18 protein-coding genes are annotated in these 23,386 nt (G+C 60.9%); 4 read left to right on the top strand and 14 right to left on the bottom strand.

Annotation, left to right across the window (positions count from 1 at the left end):
* Window positions 1-82: 82 nt before the first annotated feature.
* The 14 genes from H7C18_RS21285 to H7C18_RS21220 form a co-directional block, all read right to left on the bottom strand.
* On the bottom strand, window positions 83-3,277 hold the full coding sequence (locus H7C18_RS21285; RefSeq protein WP_202887222.1) for a glycosyl hydrolase family 95 catalytic domain-containing protein: 3,195 nt from the start codon (window positions 3,275-3,277) through the stop codon (window positions 83-85).
* Between the two features lie 165 nt (window positions 3,278-3,442).
* Window positions 3,443-5,068 (bottom strand): ABC transporter substrate-binding protein, encoded by a 1,626-nt coding sequence (locus H7C18_RS21280; protein WP_185131119.1) that lies wholly within the window; start codon window positions 5,066-5,068, stop codon window positions 3,443-3,445.
* Between the two features lie 56 nt (window positions 5,069-5,124).
* Window positions 5,125-6,003 (bottom strand): carbohydrate ABC transporter permease, encoded by an 879-nt coding sequence (locus H7C18_RS21275; RefSeq protein ID WP_185131118.1) that lies wholly within the window; start codon window positions 6,001-6,003, stop codon window positions 5,125-5,127.
* 28 nt (window positions 6,004-6,031) lie between these two features.
* Window positions 6,032-6,979, bottom strand: coding sequence for an ABC transporter permease (locus H7C18_RS21270; protein WP_238357860.1), 948 nt, complete (start codon window positions 6,977-6,979; stop codon window positions 6,032-6,034).
* Between the two features lie 160 nt (window positions 6,980-7,139).
* On the bottom strand, window positions 7,140-9,491 hold the full coding sequence (locus H7C18_RS21265; protein ID WP_185131117.1) for a helix-turn-helix domain-containing protein: 2,352 nt from the start codon (window positions 9,489-9,491) through the stop codon (window positions 7,140-7,142).
* Between the two features lie 190 nt (window positions 9,492-9,681).
* Window positions 9,682-11,730 (bottom strand): beta-galactosidase, encoded by a 2,049-nt coding sequence (locus H7C18_RS21260; protein WP_185131116.1) that lies wholly within the window; start codon window positions 11,728-11,730, stop codon window positions 9,682-9,684.
* Between the two features lie 24 nt (window positions 11,731-11,754).
* Window positions 11,755-12,579: a carbohydrate ABC transporter permease gene (locus tag H7C18_RS21255; RefSeq protein WP_185131115.1), complete on the bottom strand. Its 825-nt coding sequence runs from the start codon at window positions 12,577-12,579 to the stop codon at window positions 11,755-11,757.
* Window positions 12,580-12,594: 15 nt separating this feature from the next.
* On the bottom strand, window positions 12,595-13,476 hold the full coding sequence (locus H7C18_RS21250; RefSeq protein ID WP_185131114.1) for a carbohydrate ABC transporter permease: 882 nt from the start codon (window positions 13,474-13,476) through the stop codon (window positions 12,595-12,597).
* A 73-nt stretch (window positions 13,477-13,549) separates the two neighbouring features.
* The gene (locus tag H7C18_RS21245) at window positions 13,550-14,869 is read right to left on the bottom strand and encodes an ABC transporter substrate-binding protein (RefSeq protein ID WP_185131113.1); all 1,320 of its coding nucleotides are present in this window, start codon (window positions 14,867-14,869) and stop codon (window positions 13,550-13,552) included.
* A gap of 42 nt (window positions 14,870-14,911) precedes the next feature.
* On the bottom strand, window positions 14,912-15,994 hold the full coding sequence (locus tag H7C18_RS21240) for a Gfo/Idh/MocA family protein (RefSeq protein WP_185131112.1): 1,083 nt from the start codon (window positions 15,992-15,994) through the stop codon (window positions 14,912-14,914).
* Window positions 15,987-17,021, bottom strand: a complete 1,035-nt coding sequence (locus H7C18_RS21235) for a Gfo/Idh/MocA family protein (protein WP_185131111.1) — start codon at window positions 17,019-17,021, stop codon at window positions 15,987-15,989. The genes H7C18_RS21240 and H7C18_RS21235 overlap by 8 nt, the downstream gene beginning before the upstream one ends.
* Window positions 17,018-18,040: a Gfo/Idh/MocA family protein gene (locus H7C18_RS21230; protein ID WP_185131110.1), complete on the bottom strand. Its 1,023-nt coding sequence runs from the start codon at window positions 18,038-18,040 to the stop codon at window positions 17,018-17,020. The genes H7C18_RS21235 and H7C18_RS21230 overlap by 4 nt, the downstream gene beginning before the upstream one ends.
* Window positions 18,041-18,058: 18 nt before the next feature.
* Window positions 18,059-19,123: a Gfo/Idh/MocA family protein gene (locus tag H7C18_RS21225; RefSeq protein ID WP_185131109.1), complete on the bottom strand. Its 1,065-nt coding sequence runs from the start codon at window positions 19,121-19,123 to the stop codon at window positions 18,059-18,061.
* Between the two features lie 281 nt (window positions 19,124-19,404).
* On the bottom strand, window positions 19,405-20,430 hold the full coding sequence (locus tag H7C18_RS21220; protein WP_185131108.1) for a LacI family DNA-binding transcriptional regulator: 1,026 nt from the start codon (window positions 20,428-20,430) through the stop codon (window positions 19,405-19,407).
* 396 nt (window positions 20,431-20,826) lie between these two features.
* On the opposite strand from H7C18_RS21220, the gene H7C18_RS21215 reads away from it, so the two are divergent.
* From H7C18_RS21215 to H7C18_RS21200, 4 genes are read left to right on the top strand one after another with little or no spacing between them, the layout of a single operon-like run.
* Entirely contained in the window at window positions 20,827-21,192 is a 366-nt protein-coding gene (locus tag H7C18_RS21215) for a GntR family transcriptional regulator (RefSeq protein WP_185131107.1), read from the top strand.
* A gap of 10 nt (window positions 21,193-21,202) precedes the next feature.
* The gene (locus H7C18_RS21210) at window positions 21,203-22,078 is read left to right on the top strand and encodes an ATP-binding cassette domain-containing protein (protein WP_185131106.1); all 876 of its coding nucleotides are present in this window, start codon (window positions 21,203-21,205) and stop codon (window positions 22,076-22,078) included.
* Window positions 22,075-22,767 carry a hypothetical protein gene (locus tag H7C18_RS21205; RefSeq protein ID WP_185131105.1) on the top strand — a complete coding sequence of 231 codons (693 nt, stop codon included), beginning with the start codon at window positions 22,075-22,077 and terminating at the stop codon, window positions 22,765-22,767. The genes H7C18_RS21210 and H7C18_RS21205 overlap by 4 nt, the downstream gene beginning before the upstream one ends.
* Window positions 22,740-23,369, top strand: a complete 630-nt coding sequence (locus tag H7C18_RS21200) for a YkoP family protein (RefSeq protein ID WP_337913856.1) — start codon at window positions 22,740-22,742, stop codon at window positions 23,367-23,369. The genes H7C18_RS21205 and H7C18_RS21200 overlap by 28 nt, the downstream gene beginning before the upstream one ends.
* The last annotated feature ends 17 nt before the right edge of the window (window positions 23,370-23,386 follow it).

Raw genomic sequence — 23,386 nt, 5'->3', positions numbered from 1 at the left:
GCGGTCCTCTCACCCCCGTTCCTCCGGGGGTAGACCGGCGCGCGCCGTCCCCCTCTGCGCTTGCGGTTCGTTCCGAACGCATCTACAGCTGGAACTTCTCCCAGAGACCGATAGCGTTCCGATTGGCAATGAGCGGCTCGGCTCCGGCGTTCTCGGCGGTGACGTACAGGTTGTTTCCGGCGGTCTGCAGCGAGATCGTACCGTCGGCGTTGGCGATCCAGCGGAATTTCTCCCACGCCCCGATCGAATCGGCGCCGGCGATCAGGCTGTCCGCTCCCGCGTTCGAAGCGGTCACATATTTATTGTTGGCCACCGCCTGCAGCGCGACTGCGCCGCCCCCTGCGTCCGTCACTATGAACTGCTCCCAGGGCCCTGCCGCCGTCCGATTGGCGATCAGCGGGTCGGCTCCCGCGTTATCCGCGCATACGTACATGCCGTTGGCCGCCGCCTTCAGCGAGATCGTCGAGCCGATCGGCGCTCCGCCGCCGCTGCCGACGCTCGAGGCATACACCTTGAAGGCGTCGATAGCGGCGACTTGCGATGTCTTGCTGACGATCTTGATCGTATGCGTCCCGTTCGCCAGCCCGGTCTTGCTGAACACGACCTGCTGCACCTGCCGGGAGCCGCTGACGTTCAGATTGACGTTGCCTTGCAGCACGTTGTCGATATAGACGTCGACGTTGCCCATGTCGCCGTTCTTTTCGCTGTAGTAGTCGATGCCGGTGCCGGAGAACGTGTATTCGGCGGTCGCGCCGTTCGTGACCGTATAATGAATGTCGTCGTTGTAATCGCCATAGCCCCGGCTGTCGCTGCTGAACCAGCCGCTTCCGTACTGAAATCCGGAGGACGCGTCGTCGTTGACCAGCGCGCCTCCGCCCGGACCGGACGGGGAAGCGGAGGAACCGAGTTTGCTTGCGGTGCCGGAGAGCGTCTTCGGCCCTTGGTTGGCCGTGCCGGTCAATTGGGTGTAAGTGTAGGAGGATAGCGGCTTGGCTGTCCGCTCGATGACATATACCGCGCCGGCCGCGGTGTTGAAGCTGAACTCGCCCGAAGATGAGGTCGTGACGATCGCGTTGTCGGACGCCCTCCGAACCTGCACCTGCTGCGTCCCCCACGGATTGACGACGGTCGCCGCGTTTCCGTACAGGCTTTTGACGCCGACGTATTTGATCTCGCCCGCTTCCTTCTCCGAGCTGACCAGGAAGCCACCGCTCGCCAGCAGCGTAAACTTGGCGTTCATCGACGAGTCGCCGGGCAAGGCCGGGAATACGCGAATCTTGTCGTTGTAGCTTTGCAGCAGCGATTCGTTCATGGCGGACAGATGCACGCCGAGATACTCGAATTCTCCGTTCGTATCGTTTGTCCGCCCGTTCGGAAGCGTCTGGTAGCGCTGCAGCATCGTCTTCATGCCCTGGAAGGCGCTGTCGCCGAGCCCGAGCCGCGCCGCCTGCACCGCCCCCGGGTCCCAGATGGCGCCGTAGGTGAAGATGCGGCTGTTGAAGTTGTTCACCAGCTTCTGGTAGTCGGGCGCTCCGATGCCGCTGACGCTGTACGGCCACAGCAGCTCCAGCACGACGTTCTCGCCGTTGCGGATCGTCGACGCCGGCGGCGTATGCGGGAAGTACATGTTCGGGTCGCTAGGGTCGACCGGGTACGGGGCCAGATGGTCCAATACGTTCTGCCACTGCGTCCGCAGCGAGCTGTCGACGCCGAGCGCCTGGCTCGTCTGGATCGCTTTGGGGAACAAGCTGCGGACGGCAGCCAGGTCGGTGATCGCATTCTGCACGTCCCAGTACGTCTCGTGGGCGTTGGAGGAAGCCATGTCATACTGGCCGGTCCCGCTGTCGTAGCTGAGCTTCGCCGTATAGAACTTGGCGACCTCTTTCATGAACGGATACGCCGTATTGGCCAGATAAGCCGAATCGTTGGTGTATTTGTACTGAGCGTACATGTTCAGCGCCGCTTCCGCGCCGGTGGAATAGATGTCGTTGGTAAAGTCGCTGCCGATCGTGCCGGCCGCGCTGCCGTTCCAGCCCATCGTCTCGGGCACCCAGATGCCGTCGATGCCGTAGCGGGTCATCGTATACGACTTGAGCGCGCTGAAATTGCGGCTGTATAGGTTGTTGAACGTGTTCATCAGGTCGGCGTGGTTGGAGGCAAGGAACGAGTTGTAGACGTCCCGCTGGTTCCAGTACCAGTAGGCATTGCTCCACTTGCCGCTGTCGTCGTCCTTCACCGCGCTGAACACGCCGTTGATGAAGTGGAACGGATAATTGCCGTAGCCGCCGGCGGCGATCATGTAGGTGGCGAGGTAGTAGATGTTCTCCAAATAATCGGCGTCGCCGGCAGCGTTGGAGTACTGCACGAACGACTTGCTCCAGAAGCTGTGCCACCAATTTTTATAGCTGTTCAGCGTGGAGGCATATCCGGCGCTTTTGACGGCGCTCAGCGCATTTTGGGCCTGGTTGACCGAGTTGTAGCCCGGCGCGTTCAGCCGGCTCGCGCCGGCGATCCAGATCGTGTAGCTGGCGGCCGGCGCGATGTTCAGCCGCACCTTGCCGGTGCCGGCCGCCTGCGTCGTGAAGCTGGCGCCCTCCACCGTGGCGGCGAGCGTGTAGCCGAAGTGATTGGCGTCGGTTTGCCCGCGGCTCAGACCGGCCACGGTCGGGTCGGCGAACGTGGAAACGGTGCGCCAGGTGCCGATATCCGGCACGTCGCCGCCGCCGAAGCCGGATACGTCCCACAAGCTCAAATCGAGAGAGACGCCGGACAGGCCGGTGCGGCTGTCCTCGACATGAATGCCGATCACCTCGGAATTCGGCGAGCCGAGAATCGTGACGGTCCGGTCGCTGTCGTACTTCGCGGTCACGGTGCCGTCGTACAGCGACAGCCGCTGCTGCAGGGTCGAGTAGCTCTCGTCGAACCCCGGGCTTGAGGTCAGGCTGACCAGCCCTTCCGAAGCGAAGCCTTCCTCCGACGCGTCCACTCCCGACACCTGCATCGAGAGCCCGCCCGGCGTATTCCACACCATCGCGCCGACGCGGCCGTTGCCGACGGTCAGTCCGCTCTTCGGATCGGTGATCGGCGAGTTGAACACGATGTCGTGCTTGGACAAGTATCCGGCATCATCCACATTGAGCGATCCCGTAGCTGTATTGAAGCTTTCGGTCGTCGAACCGGCTGCCGCCGTCCCCGAGTACAGGACGGAACCGGCCAGTATGGCCGCGCTGAACAGCATCAGCCATCCTTTCTTGCTCCCTGCGATCCTGCCATTCATTACCATGCCTCCTCCCCGCAACCGTGATCGGTTGTCGGCTTGAAATGGGGTTGAAACTTGTATGATATCGTTCCTTCCGGAAGCCGGAAGGAAGAATACCCGCTCCTTCGGCGCCCGGCTGTCCGAGACGCGCCGGCAAACGGCGCGCCCCTTCCGCCGGCGCGGTTATTTTTGCAGAAACGCGTCGATCTGGCGCTGCTTCTCGGCGATGATCTTGTCGACGCCCGCCTTCTTGAGCTTATCGATAAATTCGTTATATTTCGCTTCCAGCTGCGAGTCCGAGCTGGACCCGCTCTCCAGCACCTTGCGGTATTCTCCGACCACCGCGCTGACCTTGGAGATCTCCGACTTCACGGCATCCGGGTTGAAATCGAAGCCGGAAATGACCGACTTCTGGAAGTTGGCCGGGTCGGACAGATACGAGATGAACTTCTTGTCCGTCTCGGTCGCGTTCGCCGAAATTCTCGCATTCGCCCACGGCGTTACCATCCACCATTGGTTGCCGAACGCCTTGGTCGCATCCAGGCCGTCCGGGTATTTGAACTGATTGTCTCCGACCGCGATAAAGTCCTGGTTCTCGATTCCATAGAGGTAAAGATCGCGAATCCCCTTGTCGGTATAGATCAGATTGAGGAACATGAGCACGCGCTCCGGGTTTTTCGATTCGGGCGAAAGTACCGTGAAGTTGCCTGCCTTGAACGAGCTGACCATCTTGAAGCCGTCGCCTTCCATCGTGACGAAGTCGACGCTGGCGCCCGGCTCGATCTGGGACAGCGATACGGAGCGGTCGCCGAGCCAGCCTTCCGGCGGATTGCCGAAGCTGCTGAGCGCGGTCGTGTCGGTGTTGGCGTCCGTCGTCACCGACGACTTGCTGAACAGCGAGTCCTTGTCGATGAGCCCCTCGTTCCACCAGCGCTGCTTCAGCTTCAGGAAGTCCTTGTACGGCTGCGACTCGAACTGATCGATGACCTTCGGCTCGTTGTTCAGCAGCATGCCGGGGGAATTGAAGTCGTTGCTCGGGATAAATTCCCGCTGCGTGCCGAGGAACGCCAGCACCTGGTAATCGCCGGCGTATTCGCCGTTGTAGCGAAGCCCGACCTTGCCCTTCTCGCCGGCCAGCGCCTTGGTCATGAACGCCTCCGCGTCGGACAGCGTCTTCAGATTGTCCGCGCCGTAGCCGTACTTCTGCGCGATGTCGGAGCGGAAGTTGTAGCCCTGCGGATATTCCAGCGGGCCCGGCACCGGAATGCCGTAGATCTTCCCCATGTACTTGTTCGAGTTCACGTAATCGGCGGTCAGCCCGTTGTACAGATCCGGCGCGTACTTCTGGATGAGGCCGGTAATGTCCAACGCCCCTCCCTTGGCCAGCACTTGGGCGTAATTTTGCCACCAGCCGTCGTAGTAGAAGTCGAAGTTCTCCCCTGCGGCCAGCTTGACCAGAATTTGATCCTTGTAGCTGTCCCACGGAATGTACTGAATGTCCAGGCTCGCCTGGATCCGGTCCTGCAGCTTCTGGTTCAGAACCTTCATGACTTCGTCGTAGTGCTGGGGTTTGTCTCCGGGCAGAATGAGCTTCAGCTTGACCGGGTCCAGCTTGGCGGACGACGGCGATGCCGAGGGGGAAGCGCTTGCAGACGCGCCGGAGCTTGATGCTGGCGCCGAGGCTGACGGCGAAGCCGGCTGCTGCGAGCTTCCGCCGTTGTTGCTGTTGTTGCCGCTTCCCGAGCAGCCGCCCAGCGCCAGCGCGGCGGTCAGCATCAGCGGCAGGAGTGCTTTCCTGTTTCTTTTCATTTCGTGAACCCTCCTGATTTTTATATGCTAGACCGATAAACGGCCGATAGCCCGATTTAGCCTTTGACGCTCCCGATCGTCAACCCTTTGACGAAATACTTCTGAATGTAAGGATAGACGAGGAAGATCGGGCCGATGGAAACGATCGTGGTCGCCATCTGCACGCCGTTGGACGGCACCTGGATAAAGTGGGACGTGTCGACCTGGCTGGAGATGAACGTCAGGTTCGAGATCATCTTCTTGAGCAGCAGCTGGACGGGCATCAGCCGGTCGGATTGAATAAAATTGAGCGACAGCCACCAGTCGTTCCAGTAGGTGAGCGCATAGAACAGCCCGATGGTCGCCAGACCCGGCGTCGACAGCGGAACGACGATGCCGAGGAAGATGCGCAGATGTCCCGCCCCGTCGATGCGCGCCGATTCGATAATTTCCTTCGGCAGCGTCTCGAAAAAGCTTTTGAGCACAAACAGGTTGAACGGGTTGACCAAATAAGGAACGATCATCACCCAGAGCGTATCCTGGAGATGCAAGTATTTGGTGATGAGGATGTACCAGGGAACGAGGCCCCCGCTGAACAGCATCGTGACGAGTACATAGCCGAGAATGAGACCGCGCAGCTTCATCTCCTTCTGCGTGAGCGGATAGGCCAGCAAGCCCGTGACGAGCAGCGCCGCGAAGGTGCCGATGACCGTGACGGCCGCGCTCACCAGGAACGACTGCGTAATCGTGTTCAGCTCGAACACCGTCCGGTACGAGAGCAGCGTGAAGTGGCTCGGGACGAGCGAGAAGCCCCGCTCCCGCAGCACCGACTCCGATTCGAACGAGCTGCCCAGCACGATCAGGAACGGAATGAGACAGATCAGGCCCAGAAGAACGAAGAACAAATAATTGAACGCTTGGAATAGCCGGTAGCCGGCCGTTTTGTGCTCGATCATGAAGCCGCTCCTTCCGAAAAAATGAAGCTTAATACAGCACGCCTTTGTTCTCGTCGCTGAGCTTCTTGGACAGCCAATTGGCCGCGACGACCATGAGGAGGCCCATAAGCGACTGATAGAGACCGACCGCGGAGGTCATGCCCATATCGCCGAGCGTGCGCATCGAGCGAAAAACGTACGTATCGATGACGTCCGTCGTCGGATACAGCTGCCCGTTGTCGCCGACCAGCGCGTAGATCATGCCGAAATCGCCGTAGAAAATTCGGCCGACCGCCAGAATGAGAAGCACCAGAATGGTCGGGCGAAGCTGCGGAAGCAGGATGCGCATAATCTGCTGCAGCCGGTTCGCCCCGTCGATGCGCGCCGCCTCGTAATACTCGGGATTGATCCCGGCGATGGCCGCGAGATAGATGACGACGCCGTACCCGGTCGTTTTCCATAGGTAGACCAGCACCAGAATGGCGGGCCACAGGCCGGGCCGGTTCATGAACTCCACTCTGGATAAGCCGAATTCGACCAGCAGCTGGTTGATGATCCCCTTCTCCGTCGCCAGGAACGTGCCGAGGAACAGCGACACGACGATCCAGGAGATAAAGTAGGGGAAAAAGATGAATGTCTGAAAGATTCTCGCCCCGATCCGGCTGCGAATCTCGCTCAGAAGAATCGCCGTCAGCACGGCGACAAACGTTCCGCAGCCGATGAACAGCGCGTTCAGAAACAGCGTGTTGTAGGTGACGCGGAACAGGTCGGGCGACGTGAAGAAAAACTCGAAGTTGTTGAAGCCCGTCCACGGGCTGCCGAAGATGCCATCTGCGAAATTGTAATCCTTGAACGCGATGACGACGCCGAACATCGGCAAGTAGCTGAAAATGAAAAAGAACAAAATGCCGGGTAACGCCATCGCATACAGGACGCCCGTTCCCGAGAAGCGGAAACCCGCTTTGCCGTTGCTTTTCTTGCTGACCGGTTGCCGCAACAGGCCGCCTCCCTTCCGTCAAAAATTGGTTTCGGTGTCCCTCATATTGCCACAGCGAAACGGTCCAAGGATACTTTAAAATTCGCTTCCGACTCAGAAAAACGTAAAAAAAGCCGATTTTGCAGTCTGCAAAATCGGCTGAGCCGAAACGACGGCCTTCTCAACCCGGCTCCGGGATCCCCGCTTCGCCGCTCATCTTTCGGCAGGCGATCGGCGTCAGTCCGAATTCCTTCTTGAACACATAATAGAAATAATTGCTGGAGCTGAACCCGGACAAGCCGGCAATGTCGCTGATCAAAAGGTCCGAGCCTTCCACGAGCTCCTTGGCTTTGAGAAGCCGCTTCCGGTTGATCGATTCGTGGACGGTCATGCCGATGGTCTCGCCGAACAGCTTGTTGACGTAGCTCGCCGAATATTGCAGGTACGACGCCACGTCCGCCACCGAGAAATCCGTTCGCCGATAGTTTTCCTCGATATACTGGAGCCCCTTGGCGATCGTGTCCGCGTTTCGGGTCTTTCGGTCGTCTGCTTCGCTGCCCTCCGTCTCCTTCAACAGCTGCCGGCCGATCCAGTCGACGATCTCCTCGCGCGACTCCAGCCTGGTCAATTGACCGTACAGATCGCCGTAGCTCCAGACGGACGGCGGAAGCGCCCGGCCCGGCAGCGCATGAGCGGCTTTCATGACATTCAGGACGACCTCGGCCGCAACCGCGAACGGGTCCCGCCCGATCTCGTCCTCCAAGCTTCCGAGCAGACGATCGACCGCTTCCTTCAGCTTGTTCGGTCTGCCCAGACGAAGCTCGTCCAGAATCGCCTTCTCCTTGTCGAACGGATAGTCGATTCGCCCGGCAGGCTCCGGCTTGCTTCCGGCGATCAGCGCTCCCGGACCTCGGAAGACGCGGCGATGTGTGGCGGCAAGCGCCCCTTCGTACGAATAGGAGGCTTCGGCCAAAGACTCCACCGGGTCGCCGATGCCGACGGTGACGCCGAGCTGGAGGTAGGAACGAACATTGCGCTGAACTTCCTTCAGCATCCTGCCGAGCTCCTGCTCGCCGGTCGACGAATCGTCCAGAAGAACGGCGATATGATCCGACCCGATGTCGACCGACTGGGCGCGGAGCGTCTTTTCGAGCGTCTCTTCCACGATATTGCCCATGGCGTAACGGATCAGGAACCGGCTCTCGCTGTCGTACTTCTCTTCGAACTGCCGGTAGCGGTCGATGCGCAGGATGGCCACCCGGATCCGCTCGGATGCGACCAGTTCGATTCCGTGCTCGGCCACCCTTGTCCGGAAAGAACTCCGGCTCTCTTCATAGCCGAGCAGCAAGCTGCGCAGGAACTGTTCTCTCAGCAGCTTCCGGGTTCGGTAGGAGAGCCGCTCCAGCGATTCGTTGTCCTCGACCGCCTTGGCAAGGACGCGGGAGATCGTCTCGAGATCCCCGTCCTCCGGAGCCGGCGATCCTCTCCATTGCTTGCGGGCGAACTGGGTGAGCGAGCGGATCGGGAAATAGATTCTCCGCGACAGCAGCACCGACAGCGCCAAGCTGGCGACGATCAGAAATCCGCTGCTCAGCATCGTGACGTTGCGAATATGGATCAGGCTTTTGAACAGAGTCGTATACGGATAAATGCTGAGATAGACGAAGCCGGTGCTCTCCAGGTTTGTTCTCTGGTAGGATATGACGTATTTCTGGCCGCCGGCGTGCTCGATCAGCGTTCCGGCAGACGCCGCGCTGCTCTCGATATCGCCATAATAGCGGAACCGGGAGCGCTCGTCCGCGAACAGCGGGGAGTCGGGCGGCGTGATGAATTCCCCGTCGTTCTGCAGAAGGTAAAGCCGATTCGTCGGATCGCCCGCCATCTCCGTCATCAGCTTCTGAAGCTGGACGTCGTCCATGTTGAGGACCATGGCGCCCTGCACTTCATCCGAGCCCGAAGACGGTTCCGTCATGATGAGCGAAAGCGTCGGGCTGCCCGCAGGCTTACCCGGCATGGCGTTCCGCAGGAAATACGGAATTCTGGGAGAACGGTAGCGGAAGTCGCCGAGCGCCGCCGTCATTTCCTTGTCCGGGAAATTCGCGAAGCTCAGATTGGGATATTCGGTGGAGATGACCGTATCGAGCTGCCGGTTATACAAGTAAATCGAGTGAACGATCGGATTCGCCTGGATAAAACGGTTCAAGCGGGTAAACAGAAGATGCTGATCGAACACGTCCACTTCGTCGTCCGAGAACATCGCCGCGTATATCGTATCGTCGCCGTAGAGATCGTACCCGCCCTTGATGACCGACGTATAGACGTAGTTGGAGACGTTCTGGGTTTGCGACAGCAGCCGGTGCGACAGCTCGTCGATCTCCCGTTTCATGATCCGATCGGCGTTCCAGTAGTACAGCCCGAAGACGATCGAGATGTTCAGGATGTTCAGGAGGATAAAAGACAGCAGCAGCTTGACATAGGTATTTTTACGGATGGAAAAGGAACCCAAACGCGCCAGGCTCAAGGATCTCACCATTCATGCATCCTCTCCGAACGTTTGGAACTTATTATAGCAAGGAAAAGCGCCTTCGGCGCCAGGAACGCCGAAGAAGCTTCACGGGGACGATTCGGGTATGAGGGGGCTCAGAACGGTGAAGTCCGAATCGGAAAAAAAGACCGCCGTCACGCGCCCCTCGGGACGCATGCCGGCGGCCGGGGACGCGGCGTCAGCCGATCGTCCGGGTATAGACGGCGCCGTCCCGGGGAGGGACGGCCCTTGTTTCCTCTTCGCCGCCCTTCCATCGATACCGGATCGCGGCGGGAACCTCTCCGTAGTTGACGACGACCAGGTGCAGGGCATTCGCCGTCGCGAACAGTCGGTAGATCAGCTTGCCGTCGGCCCCAAGCACATTTATGTCCTCGTAGCTCCGGTTCTCGAAGCATTGCGCGATGAACGAAGAGCGTTCCGGCTTGCCGAATCTTGCGTAAGCGACCGATGGAAGCGTTCCGACCCATACGGCTTCGCCGGAGCCGAACGCCATCCGTCCCGCGGCCGGGCATCCGTCGGCGAAATGGCCGATCACTTCGATGCCTTCGGCCGTTCCCGTCAGATCCTGGCGGTAGCGCGCCCCGGCTTCCGTCTCTCGTTCCCCGCGCGGATTCGACCATTCCCACTCGACCCGCTCGGCGATCGACAGTTCCAGCGATTCGAGCCCGAACAGCTCATGCACAAGCGAGCGCGGCCGGATCGTTCCCGATTCGTCGTACATGCCCGCGCACGCTTCCAGCACCAGCCGGCCTCCGCCCGCGGCGAAGCGGCTCAGCTCGGCCGTCTCCTCCGCGCTAAGCGCGAACGGCACCGGAACGTACAGCACCTTCAGCCCTTCGGCGAGCGCGCGCGGAAGATGATCGCCGTGGACGAAGCGAACGGGAATGCCGGCATCGACGGCAGCCGAATAGGCGCCATACAGCCCTTGCGCATACAGCTTCTCGCCTCTGCCCGCGGCGAAGGCGAACAGGTCGGCATTCCGCGACACGTAGATGCCGTTCGCCGCGGGCACGCGGCCTGCGCCATGGAAGCCGCAGTGCTCGAGCAGCAGCTTGCGGGCGATCTCGCCCGCCGCCGCCGTCCGCTCCGACGGCCCGCCGTCCAGCGCCGTCAGCCCGAAGCCCGGCGATTCGAGCCCGGACGGCTCCGGCCGCCACTGCCAGTAGAGCACGCCTTGCGCGCCTCCGGCGATCGCGTTCCAGTTCCAGAGCCGGATCTCTTCCGGCGTCGCCACCGGGCTTCCTTCGATGCCCCACAGCCCGCCGCCGGACTGCAGCTCGGTCTGCCAGAACGGCTTGCCGTCCGCCGCCGCGGCGACCAGCTCCACGTGCATCAGGTGCTGAACGAAGTCGTTGTTCATCAGCCATTTGGGGAAGCTCGTCAAGCCGAAGTGCTCGACGCGGCCGGCGAGCAGGAACTCGTCCGTCAGCGTCTGGCCGAGCCCGCCCTCCCCGCATTGGCCCAGATAGCCGCTGAACGGAACGTGCGTCATCGCGGTCTTCGCCGGCGCCGCTTCCTTCACGGCTCGAACGCGGGACGAGAGCCAATCCGCGTGGTTCTCCAGCCAGAACCGCCGCCAGTCGATCATGTCCGGGTAGGTGCCGAATCGGACCGGCGCCGTCGCGTCGTCCCATTCCGAATAAGCCCGGTGCCAGACGCGGTTCAGCTTTTCCACCGTTCCGTACGTCCGTTTCAGCCAGTCGGCGAATTTCCGGCGCGAATGGTCGCAGTAGCAGAACAGCACGTCCGGATAATCGAAGGCCGGATCGATGTGCGGCTCGTTCCAGACGTCGAAGCCGACGATCGCGGCGGAATCCGCATAGCGGCCGGCGACGGCGGCGAGGAACCGGTTGGCCAGCGCTTCGACCTCCGGCTTGTCGCGGCACAGGCCGGGCCAGCCGCCGGACGGCAGATTGGCCGCGCCGCTGAAGGGCAGCCGACTGCCGTCGTGGCCGCAGTAGCAGGCGTCCGGATGTTCCCGCTCCAGCCAGTAGGGAGCTCCTTCCGGCACCAGGTTGAGGACGACGCTTAACCCCAGCGACTCGCATCGGCAGATGAGTTCATCCAAATCTTGAAAGTAAAATTCCCCCGGCTTGCGCTCGATCCACGACCAGACCGCCCAGAGCTTCACGATGTTGAAGCCGGTAGCCGAGATGAGCTTCAGATCGCGATCCCAATCGGCCGAGCCCGGGAACGGGGGACGATAATACTGCGTGCCGAAATACATGCGAAGACCCCCTTAACCTTTCCTTTATCCTTTGACCGCTCCGCCTGTCGTGCCCTCCGCCAAATACTTCTGGATGAAGAACCCGACGACGATGATCGGCATCATCGTCACCGTCGCCGCCGCGCTGCTCTTGCCCCAGTCGACCGAGACCGAACCGACGAACCGCGAGATGCCGACCGGAAGCGTGTACGTGTCCATATTCGTGAGCTGGAGCGCGAACACGAGCTCGTTCCACGAATACTGCATCGACAGAATCGCGGCGGCCGTCACGCCCGGCAGGATGATCGGAAAAATGATTTTGCGGAACGCCTGCATCTTCGTGCAGCCGTCGATCAGCGCGGACTGCTCCAGCTCTCTCGGCACATCCTTCAGGAAGCTGATCGCCAGCCAGACGACGAACGGCAGATTGACCGCCGTGTGGGCGAGAACCGGCCCCACGTAGCTGCCGAGCAGGCCGACCTCGTTGATGAGCACGAACATCGGCAGCAGCATCGTAACGGCCGGAACGAGCTTGCCGAGCATGAAGAAGTTCATCAGCGCGCCCGACCGCTTCATTCCGAACGAGGTGAGGCCGTAAGCGCACAGCGTCCCGAGGCCGACGGCCAGCGCGGACGAGATCACCGCCACCAGCGCGCTGTTCCCGAAGTAGCGGCCGAAATCGCCGTTCGAGAACGCTTTCGAATAGTTGTCGAGCGTCGGATGGAAGAACCATTTGACCGGCACCGTGAAGGTGTCCTTCTGCGTCTTGAAGGACGTCATCACGACCATCCAGATCGGGATGACCGTCCATAGGGCGAACGCCAAAAGCAAGATTCCTTTGAAGCCGTTGCGGGCGCTTCTGCGCAGCATCGGCGGCCCCCCTCTCTAGCTTTGTTCCATATAAGAAGAACGTTTCACGAGCGGCGCGAACAGCAGAATCAGCACCAGCATGGTGATGAGCGAGATGGCCATCGCGTAGCCCATCCGATACTGCTCGAAGCCTTGCTTGAACGCGTAAATGCTGAGCGACAGCGTCGAGTTCGCCGGTCCGCCGCCCGTCAGCGCATAGATGATGTCGAACACCCGGAACGCGTCCGTCCCGCGGATCAGCGTGACGAGCAGGATGACTTTGCCGATCATCGGCAGCGTAATGCGGAAGAGCGTCCGCCAGAAGCCGGCGCCGTCGATCCGCGCCGCCTCGTATACCTCGTGAGGAACCGTCGTCAGGCCGGAGGTGACGACCAGCAGGATGAACGGCGTCGTCTGCCACACGTCGGCGACGATGACGCAGAAGAGCGCCGTGCCCGGCTTGGACAGCCCGCCGAAGTGCTCCAGGCCGAACGCTTTGAGCCATTGATAGACGAGTCCGAACGTCGGATCGTACAGATAGCGCCAGATCAGACCGACGATGATCGGCGAGACGAGCAGCGGCATCGAGTAGACGGCCCGGAGGATCCGGGACAGCCGATCCGGCAGACCGGCCAGCACGACGGCCATGCCGATGCCGATGGCAAGCTCCAAGCCAAGCGCCGCCGCCGTAAAGATCAGCGTGACGAGCAGCGACTTCAGCGCGACGTGATCCTGGAAGAAAGCCGCGTAATAATGCAAGCCGACGAAGACGCCGGCCGTTTCCTTCCCGGGAGCGAAATCGAACAGACTCATGACGACGGCATAGCCGAGCGGCACGATCATGGCCAGGACGACGACCGCCGCCGCCGGCAGCACGAGAAACCCGGCGAGATAGGAAGATTTGGATTTGGCGGCCATGGCTAACCTCCCTTCTGATGTCGGCCGGCGCAAACGCCGCGCGCTTCCGCGGGCGTCTGTGCCGGCATGGGAACTACTGGCCGGATGCGGAGGCCATATCCTGCTGGACTTGGGCGAGCGCCGCTTGCGGGTCCGTATTGCCCACGGCGATCGCGGACAATGCGGTGGCCAGTCCATCCATCAGCTTCGGAGCGTCCGCGCTGAGCGGCTGCGTATCCGCCTGCTTCATCGCTTCGCCGACGGCCGGGAAAAACGGATATTTCGCCGACAGCTCCGGATCGCTGAACAGCGATTGCCGGCCGGGCATCTGCCCGTCTTTGAGGCTCATCGCCTTTTCCGTCTCCTTGCTTGTCAGCCAGGCCGCCAATTCATAGGCTTCCTTGGGATGCTTGCTGTCCGCCGCCACGCACCAGTTCCAGACCGAGAGCGTGCCGAACGGCTGCTTGCTGTAGGGCAGCGGGGCATAGCCGATCTTGCCGGCCACGGACGAATTGGCCTGGTCTTCGAGGGAACCGACCTGCCCGGAGACCGTCAGGCCGATCGGCGCCTGCCCGGATTGAACCGCCTTGGTCACTTCGTCATAGTGCCAGGTCGCGCTCCCGTTCATCGCGACGGCGTTCAAGTCCTTCCAGAACCGGGCCGCCTCCACGTTGGCCTGGCCGGACAGGTTCAGCTTGCCGTCGGTTCCGTAATAGTCGCCGCCGTTGGAGCGGACGAGCGACGTGAACACGTCCACCGCCGCCTGCCCTTGCTTGGCGGGCAGCGCGATGCCGGTGCCCTTGTCGTGGAAGTGCTTCGCGACCGCCAGCGTCTCGTCCCACGTCTTCGGCGGCGTGAGTCCTTCCGCCTGCAGCATATCCTTGTTGTAGACCATGATCGGAAGCTGAATGAAGGTCGGCAGGCCGTACAGCTTGCCGTCCGCCGTCACGATCTTGATCAGATTCGGATTGTAATCGGCGAAGTCGAAGTCCTTCGGGTTAAGGCTGTCGTCCTTCACATAATCGTCGATCGGCAGCAGGTAGCCGTTCTTGATATATTCGGGAATCCAAATCTCCTGCGCCCAGACCAGGTCGTATTCGCCGGTTTTGTTCGACAGGTTCAGCGTCTGCTTCTGCTGAAGCTGCGCGTAGTCGACATCGTCCATCTTGACGGTGATGCCGGTCTCTTGCTCGAACTGCTTCAGCATCTCCTTCTGGTCGTCGGCGTGCGGCCCCGCCCAGCGGGAGATCGTCAGCGTTACTTTTCCGCCGCCGCTGCCGGAGCTTCCGGAACCGCCGGAGGCGGCAGGCGAAGCGGAAGAAGATGAATCCGCGCCGTTACCGTTCGAGCCGCAAGCGGACAGAAGTGCGGCGGATGCCAGAATCAAGGCCAAACGGAGCTTTTTTGTTTTCATTTACAAAAACCTCCCCTTTAGTTGGCGATGCGATGGTTCCTTTCACCTTTCTCCGAGCGAGATCCATCTTCTCTCCCGGGCCGACCGGTATCCGGCTTCCGTCGCTTCCGCCACATGAAGGCCGTCGCGGAAGTTCGCGCGGAACGGACGGTCCTCGCGCAAGCAACCGATGATGTCGGTTACTTCCCGCTTGTAGTGCTGCGCATGCGTAGGCCAGCCTTGATAATCGTGCGGCTCCGCTTCTTTGGGCTTGATGTGGGGCTCGAACCAGCTTCCGTTCGCCAGTCCCCCCAGGTGTTCGGAGTAGACTTGCAGCTTCGGATGCTTGCTCGTCAGTTCGAGCAGGATCGTGCCTTCCGTTCCGTACAGCTCCAGCGTGTTGCGCATGCCGACGTCGATGTGCAGGCTCCACAGCGTGTTCAGCGTGCCGAGCGCGCCGTTCGCGAACTGCAGTGCCGTTGCGGCGTTGTCTTCCACCCGAAGCTGCGGCTTGTCGATGTTCGCCGTCATGCTGGACACCGCCGAGATGTCGCCTCCGTACCAGCGCAGCAGGTCGATGGCATGCGCGCCTTCGTCGATCAGCGCGCCGCCGCCGCCGCGGACCGGATCGACCATCCAGTCGGTCATATAGTCCGGGCACCCGATCTCCGCAATGCCGGCCAGCCCGATGACTCCCCGGAGACTGATCATTCGGCCGATCAGCCCGCTGGCGATCACTTCCTTGGCGCGTTCCGCTTCCGGAATGAAGCGGCTGCAGAAGCCCAGCGTATGGCGCACGCCCGCCCGCTCGACGGCCTCCGTCATCGTCAGCGCGTCGGCCGCGCTCGTCGCCATCGGCTTCTCGCAGAACAGAGACTTGCCGGCGGCGGCCGTCTCCAGCACCATCTCCTTATGATCGCCATTGGCGGAATGGATGAAGACAAAGTCGATGTCCTTGCGTTCCAGCACCTTGCGATAATCGTCGTAGCGATCTCCGCCGTAACGAGCAGCCGCGGCCTCGCCGCGCGTCCGGTCCGAATCGGCTACCGCGACGATCTCGACCTCTTCCATCTCGCTCAGCGCCTTCGACCGAAAATCGGCGTGAACGTGCTCATATCCGATCATGCCTACTCTCAATTTAGCCATTCGCCGCACTCCCTCCCGCGTTCAGTCGAATCGGCTCCCCCGTCCGCACGGAACGGTAAGCCGCATCCACCCACTCCATCATTTCGTAGCCTTCCGCTCCCGAAGAGCGGCAGGGCGTCCCCTTTGTCAGACAATCCCGGAAGTGCGTCATCATGTTCAAATGCCCGTCTTTGACAAAATGATCGTCGATCGGATGAAGCAGCGACGCCGTCGCTCCGCCTTCCGCCGAGCTGCCGACGACCGAGCGGATCGGGTGGCTGTACAGCAGATCGACCAGCGCATGGCCCTTCGTGCCGAACACCTCGAACCGCGAATCATAGCCGCCGGCCAAAGACCAGCCGTCCTCCGTCTGGCCGATCGCCCCGTCTTCGAAGCGCATGACGATGACCGACGTGTCTTCCGCCTGCTGCCGGTGCAGGAACGTGCCCGCCTCCGCATGGATCTTGACCGCCTTGCGGCCGCCCGCCATCCATTGCAGGAACGACAAGCCGTGCACGGCCATGTCGATGATCGAGCCGCCGCCGGCACGTTCCGGATCGGAGAACCAGGACGCGTGAAGCGAACCGATGCCTTCGCACGCCTTGTAGCGGAACAGTTCCCCGTACAGGCCGCCGTCGATCAGCTCCTTCAGCCGGACGAGCGCCGGAATGAACGGCACGTTCTCCGCGTAGCAAAGCTTGCGTCCCCGCTTCTCCGCTTCGTTCACCATCCGGTAAGCGTCGCGTACATTCGTCGCCAGCGGCTTGATGCAGATGACGTCCTTTCCTTCCGCGAACGCGGCCAGCGCGATCTCGGCGTGCAGGTCGTTCGGCGCGCAGATGTCGACCACCGCGACGTCCGGATCGCGCACCAGCTCCCGATAGTCGGCATGCGCCGCCGGGATGCCGAAGTCGGCGGCCGCGCGCTGCGCGTTTTCCGGACGGCCCGATGTCACCGCTTTCAGCTCGAATCCCTCGATCGAGCGAAAAGCCGGGAGGTGCGTCATTCGCGCCCAGAATCCGGTGCCGACGACCCCCACTCCGATCATCGGCCGGCTCCCTGCACGCGAAGCACTTCGGCCGTGCGGATCGAACGGTCCGCCAGCATGGCGAGCTTCTGCGCTTCCACCGCGTCGGTCCCCGTCGCCGACGGAGCGACCCGTCCGAGAATGCTGTGCGTGAAGTGACGGGCCTCCTGCTGATAGCCGAACTTCCACAGCACGCCGAGGTTGTTCCAGCCCTCCGCCGGAGAAGGCGCCGCTTGATTCTTTTTGATGAAAGCCCGGCCCCCTTGCGCTTCCATCAGATCGATGAAGAACGAGCCCTTGGTGCCGTAAATCTCCATCGTTTTGTCGCCGTAGCCGCTCGACCAGCTGCCGTAAATGCTGCCCACCGCGCCGTTCTCGAACTTCATCTGGCACATGATGTTGTCCGGCGTGCCGTGCTTGCGCGCTCCATCGAACACGTACGCTCCGCCGTCCGCGAAGACGGAAGCGACTTCGCCCGCGTACCAGCGGTACAGATCGAACGTATGGATGATCGTGTCGATCAGCAGGCCGCCGCCTTGGTTCGGATCGTAAAACCATTCCGCCGTCGGCTCCCAGCCGAACACCGCCGAACGGATCGCGATGATGTCGCCGATCTCGCCGCTGTCGATGCGTTCCTTCACTTCGACGAAGGGAGGCGTGAAGCGGATCATGAAGCCGACCTGCAGCTTCACTCCGTTGCGCAAAGCCGCCTCGTTCATCCGCTCGCACTGTTCGACCGTAAGCGCCATCGGCTTCTGGCAGAACACGTGCTTGCCGGCGTTCGCCGCGTCGATGACGATCTGCTCGTGCAGGAACGTCGGCGTGCAGACGAGCACGGCGTCGATCTCGTCCGAAGCGAGCATATCCTGGTAGCTGGAGAAAATGTGAGGAATGTCGAATTTGCGCGCCAGCCGCTCCGAAGCCTCCGGAACGACGTCGAACACGCCGGCAAGCTTGGACTCGGGAACCTGGGCGTGAGCCGCGCTCATCACGTGCGAGATCCGTCCCGCTCCGATAATACCGATGCGAACTTGTTCCATGCTGTTTAACCCTCCCCGTTATTGCGTTAAGTCGACGACTTGGCCCGTTGCGGACGATCGGTATGCTCCTTCGATAACGCGCAGCGCCTTCAAGCCGTCCGCTCCGCCGACCGCCACCGGCTTCCGTCCCCGAACGACGTCCGCGAAGTCCGCCAGACAGTCTTTATAGCAGATCTCGTACCGGTCGTCGCCCTGCCAATCGTAATAGTCGCGTCCCTCGATTCCTTTTCCGGACACTTCCATCTGCGGGCTCTTCTGATAGTGGATATGGATTTCGCCCTCCGTGCCCACGATCAGGCATTCCTCCTGGCTCGTCATCGGCGCATACCAGCCCGGCGCGTGCCATGTGCTCTCGACGGTAACGATCTGGCCTTCGTCCATCGTGACGACGCAGACGCCGTAATCGTCCACTTCCAGCTCTTGATGCTTCAGATTGGCGACCTGCCCGAAAACCCGGACCGGCTCGCTGCCGAGCAAGTACCGCATAATGTCGGTGTAATGAATGCCGTGGTCGTTGAAGCCCCCGTAGCCGCCCCGCTTGGGGTCGACGTACCAGCCGGGCTCCGCCGTATCGGGGGAATCGGTGATGAAGGAGAGCGGACAGCGGATCGAGATCTTCATCGTCAGCGGCTTGCCGATCACGCCCGCTTCGATCAGCTGCCTGGCTTTGATGTAGGGCGGCAAATAACGGATCAAGTAGGCCATCATCAGGACGACGCCCGCTTCGTCCGCCGCTTTCACCATGCGCTCCGCCTGATCGGTCGTGATCGAGATCGGCTTGTCGAGCAGAATGTGCTTGCCGCGGGCCGCGCAATCGATGACGTCCCGTTCATGCGCCCCCGTGTCGCTCATGACGAGCACCGCGTCGACGTCCGGATCGTCGAACAGCGCTTCTCTCGTCGGATATGCCCGGGTCAAGCCGTACGTCGAGGCGAACGCTTCCGCCTGGGCCGTCCGCTCGTCGAACACGCCGGCCCATTCGAGCTCCGGCACGGTCCCTTGGGCGATGTATCGGGCCATCGGATAGATGTGATAGTGATTGTGCAGGCCGAGCACGGCCACGCGGATTTTCGTATTCCCCATCGGTTTCCCCTCCCATGATTGCGGATGAAATAACGTTGACACAATTCAATTTGTTTTTACCGCTTACAACCTTCGTATTACTTTATGCGAACGTTCGCATAAACAATATAAGTGATCCGCTCTTCTCGTGTCAATGCCGAAAAAAGAAAAACCGTCCCACGAAAATGGGGACGGTTCCTTCGATCCAAGCCGCCGACTCCGAATCGGCGGGCTCCTACGGTCAGCGACGTGCGGAAAAAACCTCTTGAGAAGACGATTATCGAGGTCCGCGCCGGCTTGAATTACTTCGGAGCGGGAGCGGTCGATTGACGCACGATCAGGTTCGGGCTGAGCGTCGTCTTTAGCCGCACCTCTTCATCCTCCGACGACCCAGATCCGATTCGCTCGATGAGGAACCGGATGGCGGCGTCGGCGAGCTGGCGCAGCGGGATCTTGACCGTCGTGAGCGGCGGATGCATGAACTGGCACGTGTCGAGATCGTCGAACCCGATAATCGACACGTCGTCGGGCACGCGCAGCCCCAATTCGGCGATCGCCCGGCACGCGCCGAACGCCAGCAGATCGTTCTGGGCGAAGATCGCCGTCGGCCGCTCGTCGCGCGCCGTCAGCCATTCCTTCGCGACCCGGTATCCGTAGAGCGGGTCGTCTTCTTCCAGCGCGACCCATCGTCCGGCGTCCGACGCGCCCGCTTCCGCCAGCGCGTCCCGATACGCGCCGAGCCGCTGGCGCTTGAAGGAGCTGTCCTCCCGCGAGCCGATGTAGCCGATCCGCCGATGGCCGAGCTCCAGCAGGTGCCGCAGCGCCTTGCGCGCGCCGTCGTAGTCGTCCGTCGTGACGCAGTTGACGCTCAGATGATTGAAATGGTTGAAAAAGACGACGGGAATGCCCAGCCCGGACAGCTCGCTGTAATATTCGTTGTTCTCCTTCGCCTCCGTCGCGAAGATCAGCAGCCCGTCGATCCCCCGCGACAGAAACCGCTCCACGCCGGCGCGTTCCCGCTCCGCGCTCTTCTGGCTGCTGTAGATGAACACCGAGTAGTGATGCTTCTCGGCCGCGTTCTGGATGCACTCCGCCAATTCGCTGAAGAAAGACCAGGACAAATTGTCGACCAGGAAGCCGATCGTGTCCGTGCGATTGCTGACGAGGCTCTTGGCCATCAGATTGGGCCGGTAGCCCATTTTCTGCGCCAGCCTGGTGACCCGCTCGCGAACTTCCTTGGAGATTCTCTCGTCGTTCTTGAGCGAGCGGGATACAGTCGTGGCGGAAATCCCCAGCTCCGCTGCGATATCTTTGATCGTGACCGGCATGATGCAACCTCTCCAAACTTCTGGATTAACGTTTGCATAAATACTAGTCGATTTGATCCGGTTTTTCAAGCCCTTCCTCTTCCGTGCATGCGATAAGCTCCTATCCCCCTATTTTTGCATATATTCACGACCGCTGACGGCGGCGTCAAGGAAATCAGAGATCTTTGCCGAGTAATTCCGCGGGAGTTGCTTGAATGCCCTTTTTGTCCATTCATGAATACTGACCGCAATACGGCCGCTGAAAGTCAGGAATTCCTTTATTCCAATGAGCGTCCGGGACAGATTGAATTAGATATATTTTATTGTTTAACAGAAAGATTCGGTCGGTCAGTTGACACCCGGATTCCTTCGCATTATAGTATGTTACAACACTAACATACCGATAGGGTGGTGACGATGGCCAGCTTCGACGACGGGCAGCCGATCTTCATGCAAGTCGCGGACATGATCGAGGATGACATCTTGAACGGGACTTACCGCGAAGAGGATCAGATCATCTCCGTCGCCCAGTTCTCCAAGACGTTCCAGATCAACCCGGCGACGATCGTAAAGGGGATCGCCCTGCTTGTAAATGAAGGCATTCTGTATAAGAAGAGAGGGCTTGGCATGTATGTGGCCGCAGAGGCGAAGAGGATCATTCTGGAGAAGCGCAAGAGCCGCTTTTTCAACGAGTTGGTAACAAAGCTGCTTGAGGAAGCGAACAAACTGAACCTCAGTATCGACGAAGTGATCGAACGAATCCGACAAGGAAAAAGGAGCTGACCCAACGATCATGAACGCGATTTTGGAATGCCGCAACGTGAGCAAGAGCTACGGCAGCACGGCGGCGGTCCGCCGGTTGGACCTGAAGCTGGAAGAGAACAAGCTGTATGGGCTGCTCGGCCGCAACGGCGCGGGCAAGACGACGCTGCTCAACATGATGGCCGGGGGCATATTCCCCGACGGCGGCCACATTGAGGTAGCGGGCACAAGGCTGAAGCAAGGCGATACGCCGGGCCATATGTGTTACGTGCGCGAGAAGAACGCCTTTTTCGGCGGAGCCCGAATCCGCGAAATTTTACAGATTGCCTCCGCCTTCCACCCGCATTGGGACGCCCCGTTCGCAGAGGAGCTGCTGCAGGCGTTCAAGCTGAATCCGAACAAGAAGATACGTCAGCTGTCGAGGGGGATGGAGTCGCTTGTCAATAATATCGTCGGTCTGGCGAGCCGGGCTCCGCTGACGATCTTCGATGAACCGGTGCTCGGTCTGGATGTGCTGATGCGGGAGAAATTTTATAAGCTGCTGTTGGAAGATTACGCGAACCATCCGCGCACGATTCTGCTATCGACGCACCTGATCGACGAGATCGCGCCGGTCGTCGAGCGGATCTACATCATCGAGTCGGGCAGCATCCTGCTCAGCGAAGAGGTGGACAACATCCGTATGGACGCGCACCTGCTGCAGGGCAACGGCGAAGCGATCCGGTCGTTCACGAACGGCAAGCGCGTCATTTATGAGGAGTCTTACGGCAACGGCTCGCTGGTCGCCGTGTACGACTCGATCGGGAAAGCGGAGCGGGAGAGGGCGGCCAGTCTGGGCATTACGATCGACGGGTTGCCGCTGCAGAAATTTTTCGCGTATTTGATTGAAGGGGGGCGGGCAAGTTGAACAAGGTCGCAGCGCAATGGAAAGCGTCGTTCCTGCAGCTTCGGATCTATCTGATCTGCATCGTCGGGCTTATCGCGGCGAGCTATATCTCCCAATTCATCGTCACCTTGTCCATCGGGCCTGGAGATAGCGGAGGGATGCCGGTTTCGACCAGCAATATCCTGACCGTCTTTCTGATCTTCGTCGCCACGGTGCTCCCGGCCGCCTACTTCAAGCGAATCATAAGCTTCGGCGCGACGCGTAAGGAGTATTTTATCGGATTGCTGGCGATCTACGCCGTCTGGTCGGCATTCTTCTCCCTGCTCAATGCGATCTGGTACTTTGCCGAGACCCGCTGGCTGAAAACGACCGGGGACTTGTACTTTAACATCATCGAGATCTTCGGCTGGGACCGATTCGGTTTCTTGGGCATTCTGCTCTATCAATTCGTCGTTTATATGCTGCTCCTATCGTTGCTTAGCCTGCTTTTCTCCGGCCTCCGCAGCTGGATCGGTTGGGCGCTGTGGGCCGCGCTGGCGGCGGCGATTCCGGTCGGGACTTCGATTCCGTCCCTGCGGGTTCACCTGGCCGACGGCTTCCTGGCGCTGCTGTTCAACGACTCGCTGCTGCAGGGGCTCGGCTGGAACGTGCTGTTCGCCTGCCTCTTCCTGGCCGGCGGCTGGTGGCTCACCAAGCGCCGGACGTTCTGATGCGGACCTCAAGCGGCAAGCGGCTGATGCGATCGCTCTGGATGACGTGGGAGAAGGCGTTCGGCCTCTTCTCTCGTCTGCGGAGCGCGCATACGTCCAGACACGGCGTGTGCAAGCTGCTGGTGACGAAATACCGGGGCGCCTGCTTCCAATGCCAGGACGGTACTTGGATTCACGATGGGGACTGGGTCGGAGAGCTGCATCTCGACAACGAAATGGTGGTGGAGCTGCTCCGGGACGGCGACTCGGATCGGGCGGCCCTTATCCTGGCCCGGGCGGCCCGGGACGCGCTTGCCCAGATCAGCTCCGCTCTCGAGACGAGGCCTGAGCTGACGCGGGTAAAAGCGCTCATCGGCGTAACACTCCTTCATCGCGGCTTGATTCACGGCCTCGGGTTCGAGCTCAGGCGAATCCGTTCGAGGACGTTCGGACATCTGACGACCGCCTATCTCCGTCTGCTGCTGTCCGTTCTGCATCCCGAGGGCAGGCGCCGGCTCGGCCGCAGGAGGGAGCGTCTCGTGCCGATGATGCTGATTCACACCCGGTCTACGCTGCGGCGCCGATTCGCACCGTCCCGATCCGTCTCGTCGCAGGCAAGATAACGATTTCTATCCGCTTT

This window comes from Cohnella zeiphila, from assembly GCF_014212055.1.
GTDB classification, from domain to species: domain Bacteria; phylum Bacillota; class Bacilli; order Paenibacillales; family Paenibacillaceae; genus Cohnella; species Cohnella zeiphila.
Note: the sequence above shows the minus strand (reverse complement) of the source record. Positions and strands in the feature narration are given on the sequence as shown.